The organism is Brevibacterium marinum (assembly GCF_011927955.1).
In the GTDB taxonomy this organism is placed as follows: domain Bacteria; phylum Actinomycetota; class Actinomycetes; order Actinomycetales; family Brevibacteriaceae; genus Brevibacterium; species Brevibacterium marinum.
On sequence record NZ_JAATJN010000001.1, the window covers coordinates 1110451 to 1136732 of the forward strand.

General features: G+C 64.4%; 22 protein-coding genes. 12 read left to right on the plus strand and 10 right to left on the minus strand.

Features of this window, described 5'->3' with window-relative positions; translation table 11 throughout:
* Window positions 1-93: 93 nt before the first annotated feature.
* Window positions 94-2580, plus strand: coding sequence for a response regulator transcription factor (locus BKA07_RS04845; protein WP_167949901.1), 2487 nt, complete (start codon window positions 94-96; stop codon window positions 2578-2580).
* Here the strand turns inward: BKA07_RS04845 and BKA07_RS04850 are convergent.
* From BKA07_RS04850 to BKA07_RS04860, 3 genes are read right to left on the minus strand one after another with little or no spacing between them, the layout of a single operon-like run.
* Entirely contained in the window at window positions 2567-4273 is a 1707-nt protein-coding gene (locus tag BKA07_RS04850) for an ABC transporter permease (RefSeq protein ID WP_209043866.1), read from the minus strand. The two genes, BKA07_RS04845 and BKA07_RS04850, sit on opposite strands and share 14 nt — an antisense overlap.
* On the minus strand, window positions 4270-5304 hold the full coding sequence (locus BKA07_RS04855) for an ABC transporter ATP-binding protein (protein ID WP_167949902.1): 1035 nt from the start codon (window positions 5302-5304) through the stop codon (window positions 4270-4272). The genes BKA07_RS04850 and BKA07_RS04855 overlap by 4 nt, the downstream gene beginning before the upstream one ends.
* Window positions 5301-6011 carry a TetR/AcrR family transcriptional regulator gene (locus BKA07_RS04860; RefSeq protein WP_167949903.1) on the minus strand — a complete coding sequence of 237 codons (711 nt, stop codon included), beginning with the start codon at window positions 6009-6011 and terminating at the stop codon, window positions 5301-5303. Before BKA07_RS04860 ends, BKA07_RS04855 begins: the two co-directional genes overlap by 4 nt.
* Window positions 6012-6157: 146 nt before the next feature.
* On the opposite strand from BKA07_RS04860, the gene BKA07_RS04865 reads away from it, so the two are divergent.
* On the plus strand, window positions 6158-6553 hold the full coding sequence (locus tag BKA07_RS04865) for an ArsR/SmtB family transcription factor (RefSeq protein WP_167949904.1): 396 nt from the start codon (window positions 6158-6160) through the stop codon (window positions 6551-6553).
* A complete protein-coding gene (locus BKA07_RS04870) occupies window positions 6514-7002 on the plus strand; it encodes an SRPBCC family protein (RefSeq protein WP_167949905.1) in 489 nt (162 codons plus the stop codon). Before BKA07_RS04865 ends, BKA07_RS04870 begins: the two co-directional genes overlap by 40 nt.
* 195 nt (window positions 7003-7197) lie before the next feature.
* Here BKA07_RS04870 and BKA07_RS04875 read toward each other — a convergent pair whose 3' ends face one another.
* Complete coding sequence (locus BKA07_RS04875; RefSeq protein ID WP_167949906.1) at window positions 7198-8517, minus strand: MFS transporter; 1320 nt, start codon at window positions 8515-8517, stop codon at window positions 7198-7200.
* A 120-nt stretch (window positions 8518-8637) separates the two neighbouring features.
* Here BKA07_RS04875 and BKA07_RS04880 point away from each other — a divergent pair, with 120 nt between their 5' ends.
* Window positions 8638-10527, plus strand: coding sequence for a BCCT family transporter (locus BKA07_RS04880; RefSeq protein ID WP_167949907.1), 1890 nt, complete (start codon window positions 8638-8640; stop codon window positions 10525-10527).
* A 174-nt stretch (window positions 10528-10701) separates the two neighbouring features.
* On the plus strand, window positions 10702-11724 hold the full coding sequence (fbaA, locus tag BKA07_RS04885) for a class II fructose-bisphosphate aldolase (RefSeq protein WP_167949908.1): 1023 nt from the start codon (window positions 10702-10704) through the stop codon (window positions 11722-11724).
* Between the two features lie 243 nt (window positions 11725-11967).
* Here the strand turns inward: fbaA and BKA07_RS04890 are convergent, their stop codons facing one another.
* Window positions 11968-13506: an amino acid carrier protein gene (locus tag BKA07_RS04890; RefSeq protein WP_167949909.1), complete on the minus strand. Its 1539-nt coding sequence runs from the start codon at window positions 13504-13506 to the stop codon at window positions 11968-11970.
* A 317-nt stretch (window positions 13507-13823) separates the two neighbouring features.
* On the opposite strand from BKA07_RS04890, the gene BKA07_RS04895 reads away from it, so the two are divergent.
* From BKA07_RS04895 to BKA07_RS04915, 5 genes are all read left to right on the plus strand, one after another.
* Window positions 13824-15455: an ABC transporter substrate-binding protein gene (locus BKA07_RS04895; RefSeq protein WP_167949910.1), complete on the plus strand. Its 1632-nt coding sequence runs from the start codon at window positions 13824-13826 to the stop codon at window positions 15453-15455.
* 14 nt (window positions 15456-15469) lie between these two features.
* Window positions 15470-15622, plus strand: a complete 153-nt coding sequence (locus BKA07_RS04900; RefSeq protein ID WP_167949911.1) for a hypothetical protein — start codon at window positions 15470-15472, stop codon at window positions 15620-15622.
* Between the two features lie 175 nt (window positions 15623-15797).
* Window positions 15798-16889 carry an ABC transporter permease gene (locus BKA07_RS04905; protein ID WP_167949912.1) on the plus strand — a complete coding sequence of 364 codons (1092 nt, stop codon included), beginning with the start codon at window positions 15798-15800 and terminating at the stop codon, window positions 16887-16889.
* A complete protein-coding gene (locus BKA07_RS04910) occupies window positions 16889-17917 on the plus strand; it encodes an ABC transporter permease (RefSeq protein WP_167949913.1) in 1029 nt (342 codons plus the stop codon). Before BKA07_RS04905 ends, BKA07_RS04910 begins: the two co-directional genes overlap by 1 nt.
* Before the next feature lie 11 nt (window positions 17918-17928).
* Window positions 17929-19680, plus strand: a complete 1752-nt coding sequence (locus tag BKA07_RS04915) for a dipeptide ABC transporter ATP-binding protein (protein WP_425339318.1) — start codon at window positions 17929-17931, stop codon at window positions 19678-19680.
* Window positions 19681-19786: 106 nt separating this feature from the next.
* On the opposite strand, the gene BKA07_RS04920 is transcribed toward BKA07_RS04915, so the two are convergent.
* From BKA07_RS04920 to BKA07_RS04930, 3 genes are all read right to left on the minus strand, one after another.
* Entirely contained in the window at window positions 19787-20020 is a 234-nt protein-coding gene (locus BKA07_RS04920; protein WP_167949915.1) for a hypothetical protein, read from the minus strand.
* Between the two features lie 70 nt (window positions 20021-20090).
* Entirely contained in the window at window positions 20091-20750 is a 660-nt protein-coding gene (locus BKA07_RS04925) for a TetR-type transcription factor C-terminal domain-containing protein (protein ID WP_167949916.1), read from the minus strand.
* 208 nt (window positions 20751-20958) lie between these two features.
* Complete coding sequence (locus tag BKA07_RS04930) at window positions 20959-22392, minus strand: pyridoxal phosphate-dependent decarboxylase family protein (RefSeq protein WP_209043868.1); 1434 nt, start codon at window positions 22390-22392, stop codon at window positions 20959-20961.
* Between the two features lie 251 nt (window positions 22393-22643).
* Between BKA07_RS04930 and BKA07_RS04935 the strand changes: the two genes are divergently transcribed.
* Both BKA07_RS04935 and BKA07_RS04940 read left to right on the plus strand, forming a co-directional pair.
* Window positions 22644-23225, plus strand: coding sequence for an NADPH-dependent FMN reductase (locus tag BKA07_RS04935; RefSeq protein WP_167949917.1), 582 nt, complete (start codon window positions 22644-22646; stop codon window positions 23223-23225).
* 239 nt (window positions 23226-23464) lie between these two features.
* Window positions 23465-24226 carry an SDR family NAD(P)-dependent oxidoreductase gene (locus tag BKA07_RS04940; protein ID WP_167949918.1) on the plus strand — a complete coding sequence of 254 codons (762 nt, stop codon included), beginning with the start codon at window positions 23465-23467 and terminating at the stop codon, window positions 24224-24226.
* Between the two features lie 7 nt (window positions 24227-24233).
* Here BKA07_RS04940 and BKA07_RS19720 read toward each other — a convergent pair whose 3' ends face one another.
* Together BKA07_RS19720 and BKA07_RS04950 are read right to left on the minus strand one after the other, a co-directional pair.
* Window positions 24234-24938 carry a response regulator gene (locus BKA07_RS19720; RefSeq protein ID WP_167949919.1) on the minus strand — a complete coding sequence of 235 codons (705 nt, stop codon included), beginning with the start codon at window positions 24936-24938 and terminating at the stop codon, window positions 24234-24236.
* Window positions 24935-26281 (minus strand): sensor histidine kinase, encoded by a 1347-nt coding sequence (locus tag BKA07_RS04950; RefSeq protein ID WP_342448992.1) that lies wholly within the window; start codon window positions 26279-26281, stop codon window positions 24935-24937. Before BKA07_RS04950 ends, BKA07_RS19720 begins: the two co-directional genes overlap by 4 nt.
* Between the last annotated feature and the right edge of the window lies 1 nt (window position 26282).

Consider the following 26282-nt stretch of genomic DNA (forward strand, 5'->3'; position numbering starts at 1 on the left):
CGATTAGGAGGCGCCAGCGTGGGACCGGTCGATTCCGCTGACTCGTCAGCGTGGGCGGTCCGCAGCCGAATCACCGGAGAAAGGACCCGGGCCATGGATCTCCTCACTGCTGAGTCGCTGTCGACTGACTCGCCGTCGACGCAGCCAGGTGCCCGAATCAGGGATCGATTCGGCGATGACGAGTGGGACCACCGATATGGAGAGCAGGGAGTGATGACGTCAATGTCCGGGCCGAGTCAGACACCGGAAGTCTGCGCGAACCCCTCGGAGTTCGCTCGGGAGCTCGGGCTCGAAGAGGGGATCATGGCAACGGAACTCTTCGCTGCCAGCGGTGGACGTCTGAGCCTCGGTCGTGCGGCAGTCGGGGTCATCGGCGGCGTGTTCGCCGGTGAGGACGCATCCGAACTGTCCGTGTCCCATGATGTCGCTTCGTCGAGCTTCGCCGATCATGTCGCCGGCTTGGCACCGAGGCTCGATCTCGGTCTGGCCCAGGCGGATACCTGCCAAGCGGCTGTGCTCTCCCATCTCGGGGTCTTCACTCGGCAGACAGCGCTGCTGGTCGTGGCCATGGTCGGATCGCGAATGGCCGGTGAGATGAGTCTCCGCGATCCGGAGGGCCTGCTCATGCGCCTGCGCTTGGAGGGAATCCTCGTGTCCGTGGACACCGACGACGAGCGCAAGCTCTATCGGATTCCCAATCTCATCGCCGGTGCCCTGCGTCGGGAGCTGTCGAAGCGTCCGGCGGCCCCGTCGCTCATTGCCGCGCTCGTGAGCGGATTGGCCGATCACGTCGAAAACGCGCAGATCGTCGACGCGCACATTCTCGACGACGTTCTCACGCTCGCTCGGAAGTTCGAGCAGTGGTCGCAGTTGGCGCGGGTCCAAGAGTCCGTCGGACTGCCGATGTTCCTCATCGCTCCACGCGCGACGTGCAGAGCCTTCGGGCACCTGCCGACGCAGGCTCTCGTCGCGGCACCAGATCTCCGTTTCCTGGCCGCTCTGACCGACGATGTGCTCGACCGTCTGGCCAACGGCAGCTCCGGAGCCGATATTCGGGACGTCGTGGTGGAGGAGACGAGGGCCGGACGCATGCGAGCGTTCTTCCCCGGCCCCGGTGACCGAGGAACCACCTCGCCGAGGACGGGTCCGGGCCCATCGCAGCCCTCCGAACTCGACGGTGAGCCGGTCGACCTCCATCAGACCGGTGCCGGACACCTCCCTCAGGCCGGTGCCGGACACGTTCCTCAAGCGGCTGGACACTTGCTCGGAGAGTCCGCCGAGGAGGGGTTCATCTCCACATTGGCCCGCCTGGTCGCGCTGACGAGGGACGAACGCCACGACGAGGCCGCATCACTCGGTCTGGCCTGGTCGGCGGAACCACATGGTCGATGGGCACAGATGGTGGTGAGGCTCCTGACCGCGATCAGCCTGTTCCACAGCTCCCAGTTCCGACGTTCGGTGTCGATTCTGTCCGAACTCGAATCCGATGCCACCAGCAGTCATGTCGAAGGGGACTTCCTCCTCCCGGCCGTGATCGCGTGGACGGCTCTGGCCTCGGTGGCCAGCGGAGATCACGAACGTGCGGACCAGTTCCTGACCCGAATCGACGAGGACCTGAACGATCCGATCATCGTCGAGGAACTGGTGCATCCGGCAGCTCACGTCGCCCTGGCTCTGAGAGCACTCGACAGGCTCGACCTCGGTCGGGCGAAAACGGAGATGGCCGAGCTCTCCGCCTACCCCGAGAACCGGTCCCTGTGGGCATATCTGCCCGTCATCGGTCGCACCATCGCCCTGTTGACGGCGACCACCGAGTCGAATCTCCTGTTCGTCAACGACGATGTCGAGAAGCATCGGGACCCGTCAGGAATGTCCGTGACCGGTCGGGATCTGCTGGCGGCCAGCAGGAGCATGGTCTTCATCAGCTTGGGACAGCTCAAATGGGCCGAGGTCGAACTCGAACGGATGTCACAGACTTCGGATGCACGGATCGTGCTCAAGGTCCGTGTCGAATTCGTCGCCGGACGATTCGACAATGCGATCGCCCTGGCCGACACCTGGTTCTACAATCGCAGCCTGACGCCGACCAAACGAGCCGAACTGGCCGTCATCAAGTCCGCCGCGCTGCTGCGGACCGGCCGGGAGGCCGAAGCCGTGGCCGAATTCGTCACCGCTATCGGCCTGGCGACTTGGGTGAGCACCCTTCTGCCTGTGGTGCTGCTGCCGCAGCCTGACCGGAACCGTCTGCTCGACCTCACGGCAGACCACGTGGTCTTCAACGATGCATTCGCGGCATTCTCCGGGCAGTACCGCGATCGCGATGAACTCATCGCGAACCTGCGCACGGTCGGGCCGATCGCCGTCAGCAGCGCAACCCTTCCCCAGCTGAGCTCCGGAGAGGCGCAGCTTCTCGATCTGCTGGCCCAGGGGCTGTCCATCCCCCAGATCTCGACCGAGCTGCACCAGGTGACGGGCACCGTGAAGAACCGGCTCTCGGCCCTCTACCGCAAATTCGAGGTCTCAGGCAGGAGCGAAGTGCTCACCCGTGCCCGCGCGATGGGGTTCCTCACGCTGTCGTGAGGTTCCTCCGCCGGAACCCGAGCACACCGAGGGCCACGAGGACCACGGTCGCCGCGGTCAGGACCACGACCGCCTCGGCGGACAGATCCTGGGCCGGGTACTGTCCGATGTGGACGAACACGGAGGTGTCGAGGACAGCCTGGTCGAGGCGCATCATCTGCCCGAACAGGGCCAAAGCAGCGGCGCAGACGAAGACGATCCAGACCAGGCCCTGCAGCCTCGGCGCGAACCCGTAGATTGCGACGGCGAGTCCGAGCAGGATCCACACGGATGCCGTCTGCGCGGTATGACCGAGGACCGCAGGACCCATGAGCGACCAATCCCCGGTCGACGCGCTCGCGCCCAGTCCCTCGCCCACTCCGGCGAGGATCATCAGCCAGAGCGAGCCGAGCAGCGTCACGAGCGTCCACGACAGCACCCACGAACCGCGGCCGACGGCGGTGGCGAGCACGGGCTCGGTGCGCAGGCCCGACTCCTCCGCCCGCAGGCTCGAAGCGGCGATGATCGCGTAGGCGGCCACGATCATGGCGAAGTAGAGGGACATGTAGCCGAGGTAGCCGTCGACGATCCCACCCGAGCCGCCCATGAGGTCGAGGATCTCCGGCGGCATGCCGTCCGCGCCCTCTTCCATGGCCCCGGTGAAGGATCCGAAGACCACGGCCATCGTGAAGATCCCGATCGACCACCAGACCAGGTTCGCCCGCTGCAGGCGGAACACCAAGCCTGTGCTCGTCGACAGGGACGACGAGGCACGGGCGCGGCCGAGACGGTCGGCGAAGATTCCGGCCGACAGGTCACGGCGCGACTGGAGGAACATGCTCAGGCCGACGAGCACGACGACGGCTGCCAGCGAGAGCAGCAGTGGCGCCCACCGGTCGAGGGTGTACGGGGCCGTTCGCTGCGACCACCCCAGAGGCGAGAGCCAGGACAACCACGCCAGGTCGCCGCCGGCCACGGCCGACATGTCGCCGAGGCCGCGGACGACGAACGTCGCCGCCAGCACCGCACCGGCGATGCCCGATGCCGCGCGGGCGAATGACGTCAGCTGCACAGTGACAGCTGTGACCGCGGCGAACACGCATCCGACCGCGGCGATGCCCGCGCCGAAGAGGAGCGCGGAGGAGAGAGGATCGGGATGGGCCTCGGAGAAGAAGAACGCGAGGGACATGAGGAATCCAGCCGCGAGACTCATGACCAGGGTGCCGATGAGCGCTGCGAGGAGCTGCGTATGGCGACCGGTGACGTTTGCCCGGATCAGCTCCGCCCGACCGGTCTGCTCCTCGGCGCGGGTGTGCCGGGTCATCGTCGTGATCGACATCATTGCGATACCGAGCATGAGGAAGACTCCGTACATGCCCACGACGAATCGCGGAATCGTGATCTCGTCGAGTCCGTAGCCGGGCCCGGTGATCAGGCCCATGACGGGATTCTTCGCGAAGACGACCATCGACGCCAGCGTGCCGTCGTCCATGACCACGGCGATGGCATTCGCGAAGTAGGCGGTGAGAGCGGCCAGACCGAGGATCCAGATCGGCGCTCGCCACCGGTCTCGTCTGACCATGAGCCGCAGCAGGATCCACAAACCGGTTGCCTCGGAGCCCACGCGGTCTTCTGCATGACGCCCGTGGCGGGAATCGTGGGGTCGTGACTCGTTGTGGCGGTGAGTGCCGTCGGAGCTCGTCAGCAGAGTCATGATTCCTCCCGGATGAGTATTCCTGTGCCGGACGTGGTGTCGGCACCCGCAGGTTCGCTGCGATCGGCAGGGTCTGCGTCGTCGGGGGTGGTGCCGGTCGGGTCGCCGTAGTGGCGCAGCAGCAGCTGTTCGAGGGTGGGCGGGGTCGCTGTCAGCGACCGGATGTCATGATCGCCGAGGGTGCGCATGATGGCGGGCAGTTCGGCGGTGTCGGCGCTGAAATGCAGCTGCGCGCCCTCGCGGACGAGGTCGTGGACGCCGCGCATGTCCATCAGCTGCGGAATGTCGGTCTCCACCTGCACGGTGACCGTCGTCCGCGACAGGTGACGCAGATCCGCCAGCGCACCGGATTCGACGATCCGGCCGGACCTGATGATCGCCACCCGGTCCGCCAGCGCCTCCACCTGAGCGAGGATGTGGCTCGAGAGCAGAACGGTGCGACCCTCCTCCTTCGCCTCTCGGATGCACTGTTGGAATACGGCCTCCATGAGCGGGTCGAGGCCGGCGGTCGGCTCATCGAGCAGGAGCAGATCGACGTGCGAGGCCAGCGCCGATATCAGAGCGACCTTCTGTCGATTGCCCTTCGAGTAGGTCCTGCCCTTCTTGCGTGGGTCGAGATCGAAGCGCTCGATGAGTTCGTCCCTCTTGCGGGTGTCGACCCCTCCGCGCAGCCGCGCGAACAGATCGATGGCCTCCCCGCCGCTCAGGCCCGGCCAGAGTTCGACGTCGCCGGGGACGTAGGCGAGTCTGCGGTGAAGTGATACCGCCTTCGCCCACGGGTCCTCGCCCAGGAGACTGATGCGGCCCGCATCATGCTTGAGGATTCCGAGCAGGATTCTGATGGTCGTCGACTTCCCGGCGCCGTTGGGTCCTAAGAAGCCGTGGACCTCGCCGCGGGCGACGTCGAGGTTGAGTCCGTCGAGTGCTCGCACCCGACCGTAGCTCTTGACCACGTCCCGCATGGAGATGGCTGTGGTGCTGTGGTCGGCGCTCGCCGAGGTGGACGCCGGGGTGTTCGTCGCTGTGGTCATGGCTGATCGCCTCCAGAGGGATCGGTGGGGTCGGTGTATGCGTCGTCGGGGATCGCGTCGAGGGCGCCGTTGAGGTAGAGGTCGAGCAGGTGAGGAGCGAGCCGAGTCATCGTCTCTGCTGTGTCATTCGTGCCCAGAGATGACTGCAGTCGGTGTTCAAGCATCGCCGGGGCCAGCGCCAGCGTCGCGATGGTCGCCGCCTGGCCTCGAGGGTCCTCGCTCTGCCGGAATGTGTATCCGGCGAACCCATGGGCTATGTAGCCCTCGACGAGGTCGACGTAATGCTCGAAATAGCGCTGTCCGTGTTCGCTGGGATCAAGCAGGGACTTCATGAGGTAGTTGATATTCAGGGCCATGCTCGGGTCTTCGAAGATCATCTGCATGGCGTGGGCCGCGTATGCGGCATTCGCGGCTTTGGCCTCGGCGATGGCGTCGAAGACATGATTGTCGCAGGCCGTGCGCAGGCCCTCTTTCGACCCGAAATGGTGGATGACGAGTCCGGGGGACACCCCAGCCGCCGAGGCGATGCTGCGGATCGTCGATTTCGCGAACCCGTGCGCGGAGAACTGTTCAATGGCGGCGGTGCGGATGGCAGTCGCTGTCTCCGGTGAAGCATTGGGGGAGCGGGTGGCTTTCGTTCCTGCAGCCCCCGGAGTCTGCTCCGCTGTCTGCTTCTTCGGCTTCGACTCATCATAGGTTGAACGCATGTTTAATATTAAACACGTGTTTAAGAGGAGGGTCAATGGACGCCGAATGAATTCATTTGAAACGCGCGGGCCGCGAGGTGTTGTCGTGGTTGCGGGGAGTGGTTTCATCTATTGACGTACAACTGTTTGGTTGTATGATGCTTCGTATGGAGGCACTTCTCGACGATCACGTGGATGCGATGTTCCAGGCATTGGCCGATCGGACTCGTCGCGACATCGTGCGGCGGGTCATGGTCGAAGAGCTTTCAGTGTCCGAACTGGCTGACTCCTATGAGATGAGCTTCGCGGGAGTGCAGAAGCACGTTGCTGTACTCGAACGCGCGGGACTCGTGTCAAAACAGCGGGTCGGACGAGCCCAGATCGCGCATGTTGAGATCAGCGCGATCCGCACTGTGTCCTCAATGCTCAGCGAGCTCGAGGGCGTATGGAGTGCACGAGTCGAACGCATCGACGGCCTGCTGGCCCAGGACGGGCCGGAGGTCGATGAGAACAAGGAGCAGTCATGCCTGTCATCGAAACCACCCACGACGAACATTCCCTGACCCTGACGATGGTCGCCGAATTCGCGGCCTCTCCCGAACGGGTGTGGGAAGTCTATGCCGACCCTCGCCAGTTGGAGAGGGTCTGGGGACCACCCACCTATCCGGCCACGGTCGTCGACCACTCGCTGACCCCTGGCGGCAGAGTCACCTATTACATGACCAGCCCGGAAGGTGAGAAGTACCGTGGTTTCTGGGAAGTCTCCTCGGTCAAAGAGCCCTCACGAATCGTGTTCCGCGACTACTTCGCGGACGAGGACTTCAACGCCGTCGAAGCGATGCCGGGAAGCACCAACACCTATACTTTCGAAGCGGTCGAGGGCGGAACTCGTGTCACCTACGAATCGACTTTCGACTCCCTTGAGGGGCTGAAGACAGTGCTCGATATGGGCGTCGTCGAAGGGTCGACCGGAGCGATCAACCAGATCGACGACCTGCTGGCCCGCGGGTGAAACCCGCTCCGCCCCGGAGCTCGTCGGCCACCGATGTGAAAACGATTGGCAAATTCTCTTCGATCATAGGCAAATTCATCGAAGAGAACTTGCCAACTGTCGGCGTTGCGGCGGTGAAAGCTCCAGCGCCCGCCCGCGGCCACGCACTCAGTCGCCGCCGCGCCCGCGGGAGACCTCAGCGTCCACGGTCCCGCCTCAGCCTTCCGCGCGAGACTGCATCGACTGAGCCGGGGCCTCGGGCTTGACCGGGATGATGAGGAGCAGGCCGACGAAGAGCACGAGGAGGATGCCCAGGGTGCCGGCCCTTTGGAAGCCCAGGAGCGAGATGAAGACCGCGAACATGGCCGGTCCCAGGAAGCTCACGGCGCGACCGGTCGTGGCATAGAGTCCGAAGTTCTCTCCGGCACGCTCGGGCGGGGTGATCCGGGCCAGAAACGACCGACTTGAGGCCTGCACAGGTCCGACGCAGAAGCTGAGGACGAGCGCGCAGACCCAGAACACGGCCGGGGCGTCGCTGATCAGGATCGGCAGACCGCCGACGAGGATGACGACGATTCCGGCGATGATGACGGGCTTCGGGCCCAGTCGGTCATCGAAGTACCCGGCGATCATCGCTCCCGCGCCGGCAGCGACATTGGCCGCCACGCCCAAGACGATGATCTCCGAGGGGGAGAAGCTGTAGCTGCCCGCCGCGAGGACTCCGGCGAAGGCGAAGATCGCTGCCAGCCCGTCGCGGAAGACCGCCGAGGCGATGAAGAAGCGCAGCGTCTGGTGCTCCTCCTTCCACATCCGCACGAGTCTGCGGACGAGTGCCGCGTAGTCGGCGATGAACGCCCTGATCGGATGCCCGCCGGATGGGTTCTCAGCCTTGGCGCTCGGGGCGGTGAACAGCACCGGCAGCGCGAAGAGCGCGAACCACACCGCGGACAGGGCGGCGACGACCCGGAATCTCATGCCGCCCTCGTCGCCGGCGCCGAAGAGGCCCACCTCGGGCTGGATGACGAGCACGAGCAGAATGACGAGGAGGACGAGACCGCCGGCGTAGCCCATGCCCCAGCCGAAGCCGGAGACCTTGCCGACGTTGTCAGCTTGGGTGATGCGGACCATGATGCCGTTGTAGGACACCTCGGCGAATTCGAAGAACACGCTGCCCATGGCGATGAGCAGGAGACCCAGCCACAGGTACTCGGGGGAGTCGCGGACGAAGAAGAGGCCGAACATCGTGAGGATGACGATTCCGGTGTGGACACCCAGCCACAGCTTGTGCCGGCCACCCGAGTCGGCCCGAGTGCCGGCCGCAGGTGCCACCAGGGCGATGATGAGTCCTGCCGCGGCCGTCGACCAGCCCAGCGCCGAGGAACCGGCCTCCTCGGTCGCCGCCACGCTCTTCGTCAGATAGGGGGCGAAGACGAAGGTGATGATGACGGCGTTGAACGATGCCGATCCCCAGTCCCACAGGGCCCAGCTCAGGATTCCGGATCGTGAGCCCACCGTCGGTCTCGGATTCGTCTGCATACCGTCACTGTACTGATTCTCTGGGTTCGGAATGGGATAGAACTGAGAATTCGCTTGAAGTTTCGCCGCGCTTACGGCAAAGTGGATCGACGGCCATCAGTACTCGAACCTAAGGACGCCATGACCAACTCTGCAGACGACAACGACTCCGGCGCGGAGCAGTCTGCGGTCGAGGAGTCGGGAGCGAATCCCGACAGCAGCGCCACGGACAACCCGAACTACCTGTTCGGTCACCCGGACCCCGTGCGACTGCACCTACCGCAGAAATTGCACATCGGCGAGGGCGATTCCGACGAGGAGATCGCCGAGAAGCTCCGTCGTCAGGGCGTGCGAATCGGCAAGGGAATGGTCGCCCCCAGGGTTTTCTGGCCGGCGCTCATCGTCATCGTCGCTGTCGCAGTTCTCGCAATAGCTTTGCCCAATGGCACAGGGAAGGCGATCTCGGGCATTCAGAGCTGGATCGTGGGCGACCTCGGCTGGTACTACATGCTCATCGTCGGCCTGTTCGTTGCGTTTGCGATCTTTGTCGGTTTCTCGAAGTACGGCAAGATCCGACTCGGCAAGGACGATGACAAGCCCGAGTTCGGAGTCATGTCCTGGTTCGCCATGCTCTTCGCAGCCGGGATGGGGATCGGTCTCGTCTTCTACGGAGTGGCCGAGCCGCTCACCTATGCCACGACAGGCCCGAAGCCCGGGTGGGCAGGCGGAGAAGTCGAGAACGCACAGATGGGCATGGCTCAGACCTTCGTCCACTGGGGTCTTCATCCGTGGGCGCTCTACGCTGTGCTCGGCATGGCGCTGGCCTATGCCATCCACCGTCGGGGACGTCCTCTGTCCATCCGGTGGGCCCTCGAGCCGCTGCTCGGCAACCGGGTCAAAGGCTGGGCCGGCGACACGATCGACGTCATCGCGATCTTCGGCACCGTCTTCGGCATCGCTACCTCTCTGGGCCTGGGCGTCCAGCAGATCTCGGCCGGACTCAAACACATCGGTGTGGTCGGCGAATACGACAACACCTTCCTCGTCATCCTCATCGTCATCATCACGTTCCTGGCGACCGCCTCCGTGGTTTCCGGAGTGGGTGCGGGCATCAAATGGCTCTCGAACATCAACCTCACGATGGCCGGCGTTCTCCTCGTCACGGTGCTCGTCCTCGGTCCGACGCTGTTCCTGTTCCAGAATTTCGTCGAGTCCCTCGGCGTCTACCTCGCCAATGTGCTCAACATGACCTTCGACATCGGTGCGTACTCCGGTGATGAGGGCGCGGAGTGGAACTCCACATGGACGCTGTTCTACTGGGGCTGGTGGATCTCCTGGGCGCCGTTCGTCGGCGTCTTCATCGCCCGAATCTCGAAGGGGCGGACCGTGCGGGAATTCATCGCCGGTGTCCTCCTCGTCCCATCGATCGTCGGCTTCTTCTGGTTCTCCGTCATGGGCGGAGCGGGCATCTACCGTCAGCTCTTCGGTGCCGGCGACCTCGTCGACCCCGAGGAAGGCGTCGTGGCCGAACGCGTGCTCTTCGACGTCCTCAGCGACCTGCCGTTGGGACCGGTCCTGTCGATCATTGCGATCATCTTGGTGGCGATCTTCTTCATCACCTCCTCGGACTCCGGGTCGCTCGTCGTGGACATGCTGGCCTCGGGCGGGCACCCGAATCCCCCGATGTGGTCCCGGGTTCTGTGGGCACTGATGGAGGGTGCGCTGGCGATCGGGTTGCTGATCGCAGGTGGTCTCGAAGCCCTGCAGGCGGGGTCGCTGATGACGGCTCTTCCATTCAGCGTGATCCTGATCCTCATCTGCGTCTCGACTCTCAAGGCATTCAGCAAGGAGTCCAAGCGGAACGAGGTGCTCGAGGCCAAAGCCTCCTACCAGGAGGTGGGCGAGAATCTCGCCGACGACTTCGACGTCTTCCTCGGTGAGAAGGTCGACGAGCGCATCGACTACCGGCTCTCGCGGAGCAAGGGCTGGCTGGAGAGGCAGAAGGCCAAGTCAGCTCGAAAAGACGAATAGCATCCCAAGACTCCGTAGAGAACGGGCCCCGTGGAGATCTCCACGGGGCCCGTCCTGTTCCCCATCCCTTGAGAGATTTGTGTAAGCGGCCCTGACCGCTTCTGTCGTCCGCCCACGACCGAGTAGTCTGGGACCAACCGACAGCGGACCGCTTCCACCGACCAAGGAGTCCACATGCCCATTGCAAGTCCCGAAGTCTATTCCGAGATGATCGACCGCGCGAAGTCCGAGGGCTTCGCCTACCCCGCGATCAACTGCACCTCCTCGCAGACGATCAACGCGGCCATCCGCGGCTTCGCAGAGGCCGGATCCGACGGCATCGTCCAGATCTCGACCGGCGGCGCCGAGTACATCTCCGGCCCGACGATCAAGGACCGCGTGCGCGGTGCGATCGCGTTCTCGGTCTTCGCCGCCGAGGTGGCCAAGAGCTACGACGTCAACATCGCCCTGCACACCGACCATGCCCCGAAGCAGGAGGTCGAGGAATGGGTGAAGCCGCTTCTGGCAGCCTCGACCGAACGTGTGAAGAACGGCGGTGAGCCCTACTTCCAGTCGCACATGTGGGACGGTTCAGCGGTTCCGCTGACGGAGAATCTCGTCCTCGCCGAGGAGCTGCTGGAGCTCTCGAACGCCGCGCGCTCGATCCTTGAAATCGAGGTCGGCGTCGTCGGCGGCGAAGAGGACGGTGTGGAGAACGAGATCAACGACAAGCTCTACACGACCGCCGCCGACGGCCTGGCCACGGTCAAGGCCCTGGGCACCGGCGAGAAGGGCCGGTACCTCACGGCACTGACCTTCGGCAACGTCCACGGCGTCTACAAACCCGGCAATGTGAAGCTGCGCCCCGAGCTGCTCGGGGAGATCCAGACCGATGTCGGCGCCGAGGTTGGCAAGGACAGGCCCTTCGACCTCGTCTTCCACGGCGGCTCGGGCTCGAGTGCCGAGGAGATCGCCGAGGCGGTGCGCCACGGTGTCGTGAAGATGAACGTCGACACCGACACCCAGTACGCGTTCACCCGTCCCGTCGTCGAGCACATGTTCCGCAACTACGACGGAGTGCTCAAGATCGACGGAGAGGTCGGCAACAAGAAGCTCTACGATCCGCGCGCCTTCGGAAAGGCCGCCGAAGCCGGCATGGCCGACCGCGTGGTCGAGGCCTGCCAGAACCTCGGTTCCGCGGGCACCAGCCTGAAATAGGCGACACTTGTTTCTTGGTCCTCTGGTCGAGGGGCACGGCTGCTGTGACCGAGTGACACGGCTGCTCTGACCGAGTGACACACGTCTGACCGAGTGACACGGCGCGAGGCCCGGGACACCATTGTCCCGGGCCTCGCTGACTATTCAATTGTGTTCCGTCTCCCCCCGAGGCCGCAACGGTGAGACGCTCGCCGTGCTGAGGCTGTCGCTACCGGCGGGCGGACTGTTCGGCGCCTTCGGGCTTCAGCCCTGCGGGACCTCGGCACCGGCCTTGTCCCCGGCAAGACGCTTCTCCCAGAACTCGGCGTTGCGGACATTCAGGCTGTTCGGATCGAACACCGGATCCAATCCCTGCTTCTTCTGGCGTTCGAAGTCGCGGAGGAGCTTGAACGCCGGCTGTTGCAGGATGAGGATGCCGATGATGTTCAGCCAGGCCATGAGGCCCACACCGATGTCGCCGAGGGCCCAGGCGCTGCCCGAGGCCGACATCGCTCCGACGGCGACGGCGACGAGGATGAGCAGCTGCAGGATGCGTTTGCCCACCGCGAGGACCATGGTGTTCCTGGCCTTGCCGAGCAGGTAGACGAGGTTCGTCTCCGCCATGTAGTAGTAGGCGACCATCGTCGTCAGTGCGAAGAGGAAGATCGAGATCGCGATGAAACCGGCGCCGAAGCCGGAAAGCATCGTGTCGAGTCCGGCCTGCGGCCACTTCTCGCCCGGAGTCGTGGCGATGGCTTCGACCATCTGACCGCGCCCGGTGCCGATGATGGTCTCACCGTCGGCGTCGAAGACCCTGTACATGCCGGTCGAGAGGATCATGAACGCGGTCGCCGAGCACACGAAGAGGGTGTCGATGTAGACCGAACCGGCCTGCACGAGTCCTTGCTTTGACGGGTGGGAGACCTCGGCGGCCGAGGCCGCGTGCGGTCCGGTTCCCTGCCCGGCCTCGTTCGAGTAGATGCCGCGCTGGACGCCCCACTGGACGGCCATGCCGATGACGCCGCCGAAGGCAGCTTCCTGACCGGCATCGATGCCGAAGGCCGACTTGAACATGAGTTCGAAGACCGGGATGATCTGCTCGGCGTTGATGAATGTCACGGCGATGGCCGCGATGATGTAGATGACGGCCATGAAAGGCACTGCCAATGAGGCGAAGTGCGCGATGCGCTTGATTCCGCCGATGACGATGAAGCCCATGATGATGACCAGGGCGATCGCGGTCGCCCAGGTCGGCACGTTCCAGGCGTTCTCGACGGCGCCGGAGATCGCATTGGATTGGATGCCCGGCAGCATGAACGACATGGCCACGACGGTCACAGCCGCGAAGACCATGCCGTAGACCTTGAACAGGCCCTTGGCCTTGGTGTGACGGTAGGCCTTCTCGATGTAGAAGGCCGGACCGCCGCGGTACTCACCGGTGCGGGGATCCTGCTCCTTGAAGATCTGGCCGAGAGTGGACTCGACATAGGAGGTCGAGGCACCGAGGAGGGCCGAGATCCACATCCACACCACGGCGCCCGGCCCGCCGAAGCCGATGGCTGTGGCGACGCCGGCGATGTTGCCGACGCCCACACGACCGGCCAGCGAGATCGCCAGTGCCTGGAAGGACGAGACGCCCTCATTGGAGCTCTTGCCGCGGAACATCTGGACGAAGATCGCCTTGATCTGTCGGATCTGGACTGCGCGGGAGCGGATCGTGAAATAGACGCCGGCGCCGAGGCACAAGTAGACGAGGGCCGAGGACCAGATGATGTCGTTGAGCCATTCGAGGACTGCAGACACGCTTCTCCTATCGGGGAGGCAAGAGGATGGAACCGAGCAATTTTCGTGGGCAATCACGGGGCAGAGCTTGTGTTTTCGCTGTGACTGACCTCATAAGTCAAACGGATTGTGACTCCTGACGCAAATCCGGACCGTGCGCCCCGAGAACTCGGCCCGAAGAGTGCTTGTCAAGCGGTCACCGATGCATTTCGAAATGGTGACAGTGTGGGTAGGATCATAGCTGCCAGTTCACTATTTGGGACAGAAACCGTAAGATGTGGTGCGGATCTCTCCGAGCAAAGACGACACGGAGAGCACTTTTGATGACAAGGAACACAATGAAACGTCGAACTGGTGCAAAGGCAGTGGCCATCGCCGCTGCCGGCGCTCTGCTACTCTCGGCATGCTCGACCTCGACCACAGGTGAAGACGGCGACGGTGGCGGCGAATCCCTCACAGTGGGTACCACGGACAAGGTGGTCGCGCTCGACCCGGCCGGTGCCTATGACAATGGAAGCTCTCTCGTCGAACAGCAGGTCTACCCCTTCCTCCTCGCCTACAAGCCGGGCACCGCCGAACTCAACCCCTCCATCGCGGAGTCGGCGGACTTCAGCGAACCGAACAAGTACGAGGTCAAGCTCAAGGAGGGAATGAAGTTCGCCAACGGAAACGACCTGACCTCCTCAGATGTGAAGTTCTCGTTCGAACGACAGCTGAAGATCCAGGATCCGAACGGACCGTCGTCCCTCCTCGGCGGGCTGGAATCGGTGGAGACTCCCGATGAGTCCACGGTCATCTTCAACCTCAAGCGCAAGAACGACCAGACCTGGCCGGGAGTCCTGGCCAGCGCTGCGGGACCGATCGTCGATGAGGACGTGTTCGAACCCGACAAGATCACGGAGAATCAGACGATCGTCGACGGCGAGGCCTTCGCCGGTCCCTACACGATCGCCGGATTCGATTTCAATAAACTGATCACGTACAAGTCCTACGACGGCTACGAGGGCTACCTGGAGCCGGCGAAGACCGACACCGTGCAGATGAAGTACTTCTCCGATGCCAACAACATGAAGCTCGATGTCCAAGAGGGCAAGATCGACGTGGCCTGGCGTTCGCTCTCGGCCACTGACATCGAGAGCCTCGGCGAGAAGGAGGACCTCACGGTCCACAAGGGTCCTGGCGGCGAGATCCGCTACATCGTCTACAACATGGACACGATGCCCTTCGGCGCGAAGACGGACGAGGCCGATGAGGACAAGGCCCTGGCCGTGCGCCAGGCCATGGCCGATTCGGTCGACCGACAGGCGATCGCCTCGCAGGTCTACAAGGACACCTTCACTCCGCTGTACTCGCATGTGCCCGAGGGTCTGCCGGGCGCCGCGGATCCGCTGAAGTCGGAATACGGTGACGGTCAGGGCGGGCCCGACGTCGACAAGGCCAAGAAGGCCCTCGAGGACGCCGGCGTCGAGACCCCGGTCGAGCTCAACCTGCAGTACAACCCCGACCACTACGGGCCGTCCTCGGGTGACGAGTACGCCCTGGTCAAGGATCAGCTGGACAAGACCGGCCTGTTCAAGGTGAACCTTCAGTCAACCGAGTGGGTGCAGTACAACAAGGACCGCACCGCCGATGCCTACCCGATGTACCAGCTGGGCTGGTTCCCGGACTACTCGGACGCGGACAACTACCTGGTTCCCTTCTTCTATGACACTGACAAGACCCCGAGCTTCCTGGGCAATCACTACCGTGACAAGACGATGAACAAGGAACTGAACGCTCAGTCCTCCATCGACGACAAGGGAAAGCGTTCGGAGGCGCTGAAGAAGATCCAAGGCCAGCTCGCCGAGCAGCTGCCGACCCTGCCGCTGCTCCAGGGCAGCCAGATCGCGGTGTCCGGCAAGGACGTCAAGGGAGTCGACGACACCCTCGACCCCGCGTTCCAGTTCCGGTTGGCGCTGCTGAGCAAGTGAGCCCCGCAGAGCAGATGAGACCGCGAACCACACGCGTCTCAGCCGACGCCGGAATGCGCACACTCGAGCCCGGAGCGCGCACAGGCGGGGCCGGTCGCACGACCGAAGCCGGAGTGCGCACGGTCGAGGCCGGGCGCGCGGTCGAAATCGGATGGTCGCCGAACTGACCGCCGACACGAGGTGCAGGTGAGCCGCACGGCCCGCCTGCGCCTCGTGGTACGGGCACACGGGCGCTGACACGATCGACGCCCGACGAAAATCAACGTCGACCGACGACAGGATCGTCGGGCGACGAAAGCGTCATCTGACGAATGCGTCGACTGACGAAATCCAAAGGAACACATGTCTGCAGCCATCAGCGAACCAGAGGCAGAAGCCGCCGATACTTCGGTCGCGGTGAAGAAGCCTTCGGGGGGCGGATTGGGACGCTACGTCCTCGTCCGATTCCTCCTCATCATTCCCACCATCTTCATCCTCACCACACTCGTCTTCTTCCTCATGCGGATCACCGGCGACCCGATCACCGCCTCCATGGGCGGGCGCCTGACGCAGACTCAGCTGGCCGATCGCATCCACGCCGCCGGCTACGACCGTCCGCTCCTCGTCCAGTACTTCGAATACATGGGCAATCTGCTCAAGGGTGATTTCGGCACCGCAGTCTCCGACGGGCAGCCCGTATCGAACATCCTCCTCAACTATGGAGCCGCGACCGTCGAGCTCGTCTTCTACGCCCTCATCGTCGCCTTCATCCTCGGCATCCCTCTGGGAATGCTCGCCGCCTACCACCGGGACAAGGCCCCGGATGCCGCGCTGCGCATCCTCGCGATCCTCGGCTACGCCACCCCGGTGTTCTTCGCCGGCATGATCCTCAAGTTGATCTTCGGCGTCTTCCTGCCCATCCTGCCCATCGCGGGGCGTGGAACCACGCAGACCGAATTCATCATGTCGGGGGTGGTCTCGCCCACCCAGATCTACTTCATCGATGCGATCCGCATCGGCAACTTCGAAGTCCTCGGCGATGTACTCGCCCACGCGGTCCTGCCCGCCATCGCCCTCGGCGTGCTCACGGCGGGAGTCTTCCTCCGACTCGTGCGCACGAATCTCATCGGCACGCTGGGCCAGCAGTACATCGACTCGGGCCGCTCGCGCGGCATCTCCGAATACCGCCTGGTCACCAAGCACGCCTACCGTCCGGCGCTGATCCCGATCGTCACGGTCATGGGCATGCAGATCGCACTCATGCTCGCCGGCGCAGTGCTCACGGAGACGACCTTCGGCTGGCAGGGGCTCGGCTTCAAACTCGCCGAATACCTCACCGCCCGTGACTTCGTCGCCGTCCAGGGAATCGTCGTGTTCCTCGCCGTCATCGTGGCGCTGACCAACTTCCTCGTCGACGTCATCGCCGCCTTCATCGACCCCCGAGTGAGGTACTGATGTCCACTCCAGACAACACGTCGTCGGCTCGCGACGACAAGGCCAAGCAGTCCTGGTTCAGCCGTCTCCCGGTCGTGTCCCACCTGCGGCAGTCGGTGGGACTGCAGCGGGGAATGCTCATCACGGGACTCATCCTGTGCGGCGTCGTCCTCATCTGCGCGATCTTCGCGCCGCTCATCGCCCCCTACGGCTTCAACCAGTTGGGCACCGCCGAGGGCAATTTCGGCTCGAAAGTGGCGCCCAACGGTCAGCACATCTGGGGCACCACGGTCGGCGGATACGATGTCTTCTCCCGCGTGGTGTGGGGTGCTCAGACCGCTGTGTCCGTGATCATCGTTGCCGTGATCCTGTCGATCTTCGCCGGTGTCATCCTCGGTCTCATCTCGGGCTACCTCGGCGGCTGGCTCGATCGTATCCTCGTCGTCATCGCCGATGCGGTCTACGCGTTCCCGACCCTGCTGCTCGCGCTCGTCATGTCGATCGCGATCTCCGGCGGCCAGTCGAGTGCATGGGGCGGCATCGCCGCTGCCGCGTTCTCGATCACCGTGGTCTTCATTCCGCAGTACTTCCGCGTCGTCCGCGCGGAGACCCTGCGACTCAAGGCGGAGCCCTTCGTCGAGTCCGCGATCGTGCTCGGTGCCTCGAAGACACGGATCATCTCGAAGCACATCTTCCGCAATGCCACACGCACGCTGCCGCTCATCTTCACCCTCAACTCGTCCGAGGCGATTCTGACTCTGGCCGGACTCGGGTTCCTGGGCTTCGGAATCGAACCCACCTCGGCGTCGGAATGGGGCTACGACCTCAACAAGGCGCTGCCCGATGTGACCAGCGGTGTGTGGTGGACCTCGGTGTATCCGGGTTTGGCGATCGTGCTCACGGTCCTGGGCATCACCCTCGTCGGTGAGTCGATGAACGACCTCAACGACCCCCGGCTGCGAGTGCGCCGCAAGGCGAAGGCGAAGGGCGCGAAAGCATCGAAGGTCGGCACCACGTCGAGCGGCAACGAGACCGCGGAGGCCAAGTGATGAGTGAGAACATGAATCCAGACAGCTCTGCGAAGAGCATCCTCGACGTCGACGGGCTCGACGTCACCTTCTCCACCGACGGCGGCGACGTCCACGCGGTCAAGGACGTGACCCTGTCGGTCACCCCCGGCGAGGTGCTCGCGATCGTCGGCGAATCCGGCTCCGGCAAGACGGTGACTGCGCGCAGCATCCTCGGGCTCCTTCCCGATACTGCGCAGCGTTCGGGCGCGGTGATCGTCTCGGGCAAGGACGTCCTCAGCGTCTCCGGCGATCAGCTGCGCCAAATGCGCGGAAGCGATGTGTCGATGGTCTTTCAGGAGCCCTCGACCGCGCTCAATCCCGTCTACACGGTGGGGTGGCAGATCGCCGAGGGGCTGCGCGCCCATCACAGGCGAGCGGGCAGGGCCGAACTCAAGGCCAAGGTCATCGCGGCGATGGAGCAGGTCGGGATCCCCGATGCGAAGAACCGCTTCGACCACTTCCCGCACCAGTTCTCCGGCGGCCAGAAGCAGCGCATCGTCATCGCCATGGCCCTGGCGCTCGGTGCTAAGCTGATCGTCGCCGACGAGCCGACGACGGCACTCGACGTCACCGTTCAGGCCGAGATCCTCGATCTGCTGCGGGAGCTGCGTGATGAGACGGGAACCGCGATCGTGCTCATCACCCACAACATGGGCGTCGTGGCCGACCTCGCCGATCGGGTCGCAGTGATGTACCGCGGCGACCTCATCGAGGTCTCGCCGGTTGAGCAGCTCTTCAGCGATCCGAAGGAGCAGTACACCCGCGACCTCCTCGGCGCCGTTCCACGACTCGGGTCGACCGTCGCCGGCAGTCGTAAGGCCGCCGCGAAGCAGCGGGCCGAGTCCGAGGCCGCCGAACCCGACTCCGGCCAGCCGCGGAGCCCCGATTCCGGTCAGCCGCGCAGCGAACGGGAGTCCGTCGTCGTCGCGCGTGGCCTCGACATCGTCTACCCGGGAGGGCTCAGGAGGCCGGACTTCCAGGCGGTGAATTCCGTGAGCTTCGACATCAGAGCCGGCGAGGTCTACGGTCTGGTCGGCGAATCCGGCTCGGGCAAGACCACGATCGGGCGGGCCATCGCGGGCCTGACCAGGGCCAGTGGCGGCAGTCTCGAGGTGCTCGGGCACGAGATGGTCGGTTTCAAAGAGCGCGCGTTCTCCCGGATCCGGCGGCGGATCGGATTCGTGTTCCAGGACCCGGCGGCCTCATTCAACCCGCACCTGACGATCGGCGAGTGTGTCGCGGAGCCGTTCGCCATCCACCGGCGTGAGATGGGTCCGAAGGACCGCGAGAAGCGGGTGCTCGAACTGCTCGACTCCGTGCAGCTGCCCAGCGCCTATGCCGCCAGGTACCCGCACGAACTCTCGGGCGGACAGCGGCAGAGGGCCTCGCTGGCCCGCGGTCTGGCGCTCGATCCGGAGCTGCTGATCGCCGATGAGCCGACCTCGGCGCTCGACGTATCGGTGCAGGCCAAGGTGCTCGAGCTGTTCGTCGATCTGCAGAACAGGTTCGACTTCGCAGCCCTGTTCATCAGTCACGACCTGGCCGTCGTCGACATGCTCTCCGATCGCATCGGCGTCCTCTTCCAGGGCGAGCTGCTGGAGGAGGGTACGGGGGAGAAGGTCCTCGGTGCGCCGAACAGCGACTACACGAAGCGGCTCATCGCCTCCCTGCCGGTGCCCGACCCCGCCGAGCAGGCCAAGCGCCGCGAACTCGCCCGCGGCCTGCGGACAACGGCCGGCTGAGGCTGTGTGCGCAGAATTGCTGTCACGCTTCCTGTCCCATCGTGGTGGCTCTGTGCCGAAAGAAATTCGAATCAGGGCCACCACGATGGAACAGAACCGACAGCGGTCATGCCCTCGCTCGGCGATCGCGAAATCGTTTGACTCCCGCCGAAATTGCGCCAGCAACGACCAGGAGGATCCCCAGCGCGGCGATGGGCATACCCACGAGGAGAAGAATTCCGGCTCCGATGTCGGCGTTGCCGGGCTCACCGGTAAAGGTGTTGAGATACCAGCCTAGAATCCACGAGACAACACCGATCGCGGTGATGATGAGCCCGCTAACCCACGTCAGCTTCGTCATGGTCGTCCTTTCGAGCTTCCTCGACGAGCGCTATTTTCGCCGCGCCGACCCGAGTACACCCAGTGCTGGGTCACTTTCCGTCGGAGATGAAGTCGAGCATGCCTGCCTGGTTGACCGGCAGTGCCAGCAGACGGTCGAGCTGTTCGGCGCTGGGGTCGATGCCGAGGATGCGCAGAGAATACTGTGTGAAATCGCGTTCGATGTCGTCCGGCGTGAGGTCGCCGCTGGGGCGGTACCAGAGCGAGAGCGAATTGCAGATCGAGTGGATCGCACGTGTGGCAAGCTGTGCGCTGTCGACCCTGAACGCTCCCGAGTCGATGCCGGATTGGACGATCTCGCCCATGATGTCTCGTGCTTCGCGCTGCAGGTCCTTGACCCGGTCGTCGTTGTCACCGGTCAGTCGTTCGGTGTCACGCAGGAGCACGGTCGACACCGAGACATTTTCCATGCGGTAGCGCGAGAGGTAGCGCACGGCAGCGGCCAGCTGGTCGGTGGGATCATCGCCCACCTCGGCGATGACGGCGCGACTGTGCTCGATGTACCAGGAATATGCCGTGTGCACGAGTTCGTACAGGGCTTCCTGCTTGGACGGGAAGTAGTAGTAGAGTGCGGACAGGCTCAGTCCGGCGGTCTGCGCGATATCGCGGATGGAGGCACCGTCGAACCCCTTGGAGGCGAAGGTGTCTCGAGCCGAGCGGAGGATGTTGTTGCGGCCGTTGGTTGATCGCACGGTGCTTGCACTCCTTGGCGGTCGGATATCGAACAATCTTTCACTTGCCAATCGACAATACATGACGTTGGCGCGCGAAGCGTCGTTTCGGTCGGCAAATGAGCTGTACCGGTGGTTTCTCTGTGATGTCGCCGTTGCGCAGAGCGTGAAGTGCAGTGCTGGCAGCAACGGGCCTGCTTGGACTCGATGGGGGACGGGTCCCCGACGATCACGCGTGTTCGAGGGCGTCAGCGACGGCCCCAACAGCCTGCGAGATGTCATCGTCAGTGCTTTGCCAGTTGACGACGGAGATTCTCATGACGCGTTTGCCCTGCCAATCAGTACCGCCGAACCAGGCGGTTCCGTCACTCTGCAGTCGATCGATAACCGGTTCTGTGCGAGCATCGTGGTGACCATCTTGACTGCGGAACCGGACGAGGCCTTGGTTGATGACAGGGTCGACAAGCAGTTCGGCCGAAGGCAGATCTCCGATCTCGCCTGCAAGTCGTCGTGCAAGCCGACACGTGCGCTCGACGATCTCTGTGATGCCGACCCGACCAAGTGCACGGATGGTTGCGTAGACCGGTACACCTCGAGCTCGACGCGACCATTCTGGATTCCAGTCGATCTGGTCCCGTGCCGCGTCCGGGGCGGCGTCGGCCGGGTCTTCCGAGTGGACGAGGTAGCTGGCCCGGATTGACATGGCCGCACGGTGCGCTCGTCTGTCGCGGATCACCACGACGCCATTATCGAAGGGAACGTTGAGCCATTTGTGGGCATCGGTCGTCCATGAGTCAGCATTGGTGGCCCCGTCGAGCAGATGGCGAAAGTGCGGGCTCACTCCGGCCCATAGACCGAAGGCACCATCGATATGTACCCATGCTCCGTAGTCATGTGCGATGCGACAGGCCTCTCGAAACGGGGCGAAGCTGCCTGTGTTGATCTCGCCTGCCTGCAAGATGACAATTGATGGGCGACTGGGATCGGCGCTCAGTCGCGACTCCAGAGCTGCTGTATCAAGGAGGCCGTGATCATCGGTGCCGAGAGCGCTGATGCTTGCGGTTCCGAAGCCGAGCAGGCGGCAGGCCCGTTCAATGGAGGCATGCTGTTCTCCCGAGCACAGAACGCGTATCTGAGGCGATCCGGCCAAGCGGTCGTATTCCGCGTCCCATCCGCGATTGTGCAGGAGATTGTTTCGAGCGGCTGCCAAAGCGGTGGCGTGGGCCATCTGCGCACCGCTGGTGAACGCGACCGACGCTTCCCGAGGCAGACCGAGCAATTGTTTGACCCATTCCCCGGCTACCTCCTCGATGACCGAGACGGCGGGGCCGCAGGAATAGAGTGCAGCGTTCTGATCCCACGCCGTCACCATCCAATCTGCTGCGAGAGCAGCCAGGTGGCTGCCGCCGATCACCCAACCGAAGAATCGTCCACTGGTTGTGCGCAACACTCCTGGTTCTGCCTCGCGTGCGATGGTCTCGATCACCTCTTGGCTGTTGCATCCAGACTCCGGCAGCGATGTGGAGAAGCGGTCGCGCAACTCGGGAAGTGAAAGAGCTGGTGACACTTCTGCATCGTCATTGTGAGCGAGAAAATCGTTGGCCAGAGATGCTGTCAGGCCAAGCAGATGGTCGAGGTCGGTGGTCCGCATCGTTTCATCCATCCCTCGGATCCCTTCGTGTTGGTGGTCGGTTCATTGCATCAGACTTCATTGTTGGGAACTGGCGGTTATCGGACCTCGCAGTCAGCGTGCATCGTCGAGACATGCGTGCAGCCGAATGTGGTGCGGATCACTCTGCGAACTGGGAATGATTAACATTTCAATCAGGTTGCGCAGGATGGACCGTGCGGCAGAGGCTTGCCGCAGATCACCTGAAGCCAGCTTCACCGGACAACATCGAACAGAGGACGGATATGCTCAACATCGCCATCATTCCCGGAACGTCGCGCCCGCAGGCGCTCAACCCGCAGGTCGTCTCCTGGGCTGAGGGGCAGCTGGCAGGCCGCGAGGATGTGCGCGCCGAGATCGTCGACTTCGGCGACTTCGATCTGCCCCTGCTCGACGAGGTGATCCCGGCCGGCGCGAACATGTACGAGAACGATCACACCAAGGCCTGGGGCGCCAAGCTCGCCGAGTTCGACGCATTCATCTTCGTCACCCCCGAATACAACCACTCGATCTCCGGTTCGCTGAAGAACGCTCTGGACTTCGTCGCGTCAGAGTTCAACCACAAGGTTGCGGGCATCGTGAACTACGGCGCCGACAAGGGTGTGCGTGCCGCTGAGCACCTGCGCCACATCCTCGCCAACTACAAACTGGCCGTCGTCCGCGACCAGGCCTCCTTCAGCCTCTTCACCGATTTCGCCGACGGTGTCTTCACGCCGACCGAGGTTTCCGCGACTCCGTTCGCATCGATGACCGAGGACCTCGTCAGCTGGGGCGAAGCACTGAAGTCCGTGCGTGAAGATGCGGATTCCGAGGACCAGGCCGCCTGATTCGCCGCCGCTGCACCACCCGCGGATGACGCGGCCCTTCACCCGCGCCCGACACCGTCGCAGCCCGCCGATCCGAATGATCGGCGGGCTGCGTCATACCCGGAGCCGACCCATCCCCGAGGTGGCCCCGCCCCCATCCCCGAGGTGGCCCCGCCCCCATCCCCGAGGTGACCCCTCCCACAGCCCTGAGCTAAGGTCGAACCGACTCAAAAGTTCACTCAGTGATGCGAAGGACACCCATGGATCTCAACAGCACAGTCGCCCTCGTCACCGGCGGCGCCTCCGGACTCGGCCGCGCCACCACGGAGCGGCTCCTGGCCGCCGGGGCCCAAGTCGTCATGGTCGATCTCAACGCCGAGGCGGGCCAGCAGGTGGCGGCCGAATTGGGCTCCAGCACCCACTTCGTCACCGCAGACGTCACGAACGAGGACCAGGTCCAAGCGGCCGTCGACACCGCCACCGGTCTCGGCCGGCTGCGGGTCGTCGTCAACTGCGCGGGGGTCGCGACTCCCGGCAAGCTCGTCTCCCGCAAGGGGCCTCTGCCCCTGGACGGATTCTCTAAGGTGCTGGGCATCAACGTCGTCGGCACCGTCAACGTCTGCCGCCTGGCTGCTGCCGCGATGCAGGAGCAGGAGGCGATAGGCGAAGAGCGCGGCGTCATCGTCAACACCGCCTCGGTTGCGGCCTTCGACGGCCAGATCGGGCAGATCGCCTACTCGGCCTCGAAGGGGGCCATCGCCTCGGTGACCCTGCCGATGGCCCGCGAACTCGCCTCCTCGCAGATCCGCGTGGTCACGATCGCGCCGGGGATCTTCGAGACTCCGATGATGGCGGGGCTGCCCGAAGAGGCGCAGGCATCGCTGGCGAAGTCCATCCCCCACCCCTCCCGACTGGGCAAGGCCACGGAGTACGCGCAGCTCGTCGACTCGATCATCGCCAACCCGATGCTCAACGGCGAAACCATCCGCCTCGACGGTGCGATCCGCATGGCCCCGAAGTGATCTGAGTTCAGCGTCGCTCGTTGACGAGCAGGGCCAGTTGGACGCGGGTGCTGACGTCGAGTTTGTCGAAGATGCGCGCCAGGTGGGTCTTCACCGTGGCCGTCGAGACGAACAGGGCCCGCGCCACCTGCGCATTCGTCATTCCCTGGGCGACCGCCTCGGCGATCTCCCGCTCGCGTGAAGTCAGCGACTCCAAGGGATCGGGCCCACCCGCCGAGCCTGCAGCGCCGGTTGGGCCCGCCGTGGTCGAGCCACCCGGAGCGCCCGGCCCACCTGCTGTACCCGTCGCCGAGGCGGTGGACCGTGCCAGCAGGGACTCGACGGCGCTCGGTGACAGGGTCCGGGTGCCGTTCGCGGCTGCCCGGACCGCGTGGATGAGTTCGTCGGGTGGGGTGTCCTTGAGGATGTAGCCGGCCGCACCCGAACGCAGCGCCCGGAGCACGAACTCATCGGTGCCGAAAGCGGTGAGGATGAGGACTTCCGGGTGAGAGGCCTGCGCCATGAGGGCCCGGGTCGCTTCGAGCCCATCCATGACGGGCATGCGGATATCCATGAGGATGAGGTCGGGACTCAGCTTCCGAGCCAAGTCGATCGCCTCGGCACCGTGAGCCGCCTCGGCGATGATCTCGATGTCATCGGCCGCGCCGAGGAGGAGGCGCAGGCCCGAGCGCATGAGGGACTCGTCGTCGGCGATGATGGCTCTGATGCTCACGTGATCTCCTCTGTCGAGTTCGGCACAGGGATCCTGGCCCTCAGCTCGAAATCCGGGGCTCGGGTCACGCTGAGGTCACCGCCCATGGCCTCCATCCTCTCCTTGAGGCCGAGCAGACCCAACCCGGATCCAGCCGTCGTCTGCTCATGTCCATCGGCAGCGGCGTCGTTGAGGTGGCGGTTTCTCGCGACCATTTCGATGCTGCGGTGATCGTCGGCCAAGGACAGGGTGATCAGCAGTTTCCGTCCGGGGGCGTGCTTGACCACGTTCGTGATCGCCTCCTGGGCGAAGCGGTAGATCGTCGTGCGTTCGAGGGCACCGACCGATCGCAGGAGTTCCGGGGTGAGCGGCTGTGTGCAGGCCAGCTCCACGGTGTCGGCACGATCGGCGACGAGCCGTTCCAGATCGGGATCGATGACGGTCCCCTGGTCGTCGCCGCGCAGCATCGTCAGCACCTCACGCAGTTCCATGCCCGAACGGCGGGCGCTGGCGGCGATGAGGCGCGCGCTCTCGTGCACGGATTCCGCGTCGAGGTCGCGGCGGACCGAGAGCGCACCCGAGTACATGGCGATGACGCTGAGGTGGTGCGACAGCGAGTCGTGCATGTCGCGGGCGATGCCGCGGCGAACCTCGGCGACGGCTCGATCCTGACGTGAGCGTTCGCGCAGCAGGGTCTGTGCCGCGGTGTCGATGAGGCCCTGTTCCCGCGACCCGCGGATGACGCCGGTGACGACGAGTGCGGCGAAGACGGTGCCGTTGACGAGGAAGAGCGGCAGCTCGAACTGTCCGACCGCGTGCGGGGTCAGCGTGTAGCCCATGATCTGGGAGGCCACAGCGGCGGCGAGGCAGGCGAAGTCGAGTGACCAGCTGCGTCTGGCGGACAGTGTCACGAGGATGAGGGATGAGGCGACTGCGCCGAGGAGGCTGATCGTGCCGATGAGGATGCCGAGGAGTCCGACGGTCACGGGGAGCCAGCCGCCGGGCCGACGCTGCAGTGACTCGACGGATCCGTCCGCGGAGAGGAACTCCTCGCCCCCGAGTCCGCTCGAATTCAGGAAGTCGCGGAGCTTCTCCGCGGCGAGAACCTTCGGCCGCAGAGTCTCGGGTGGGATCGTCCGCCCGTCGAACCGCAGAGCGATCGGCAGGCAGGCCAGGGAGATGACGCCGAAGACGATGTGGATGGAGAGCTCGGTGCCGAGCGCTGCGGCCCGGTCGCCCGCGTCCTCCGGGTCGGGCCATTCGGTTCCGACGACGACGACCAGCAGGAGCACGCCGATTGCCAGAGAGATGCCCGTCCACAGGAGGGCATGCATGAGCGCACGGCGGCCGGAGCGAGGAGTCACA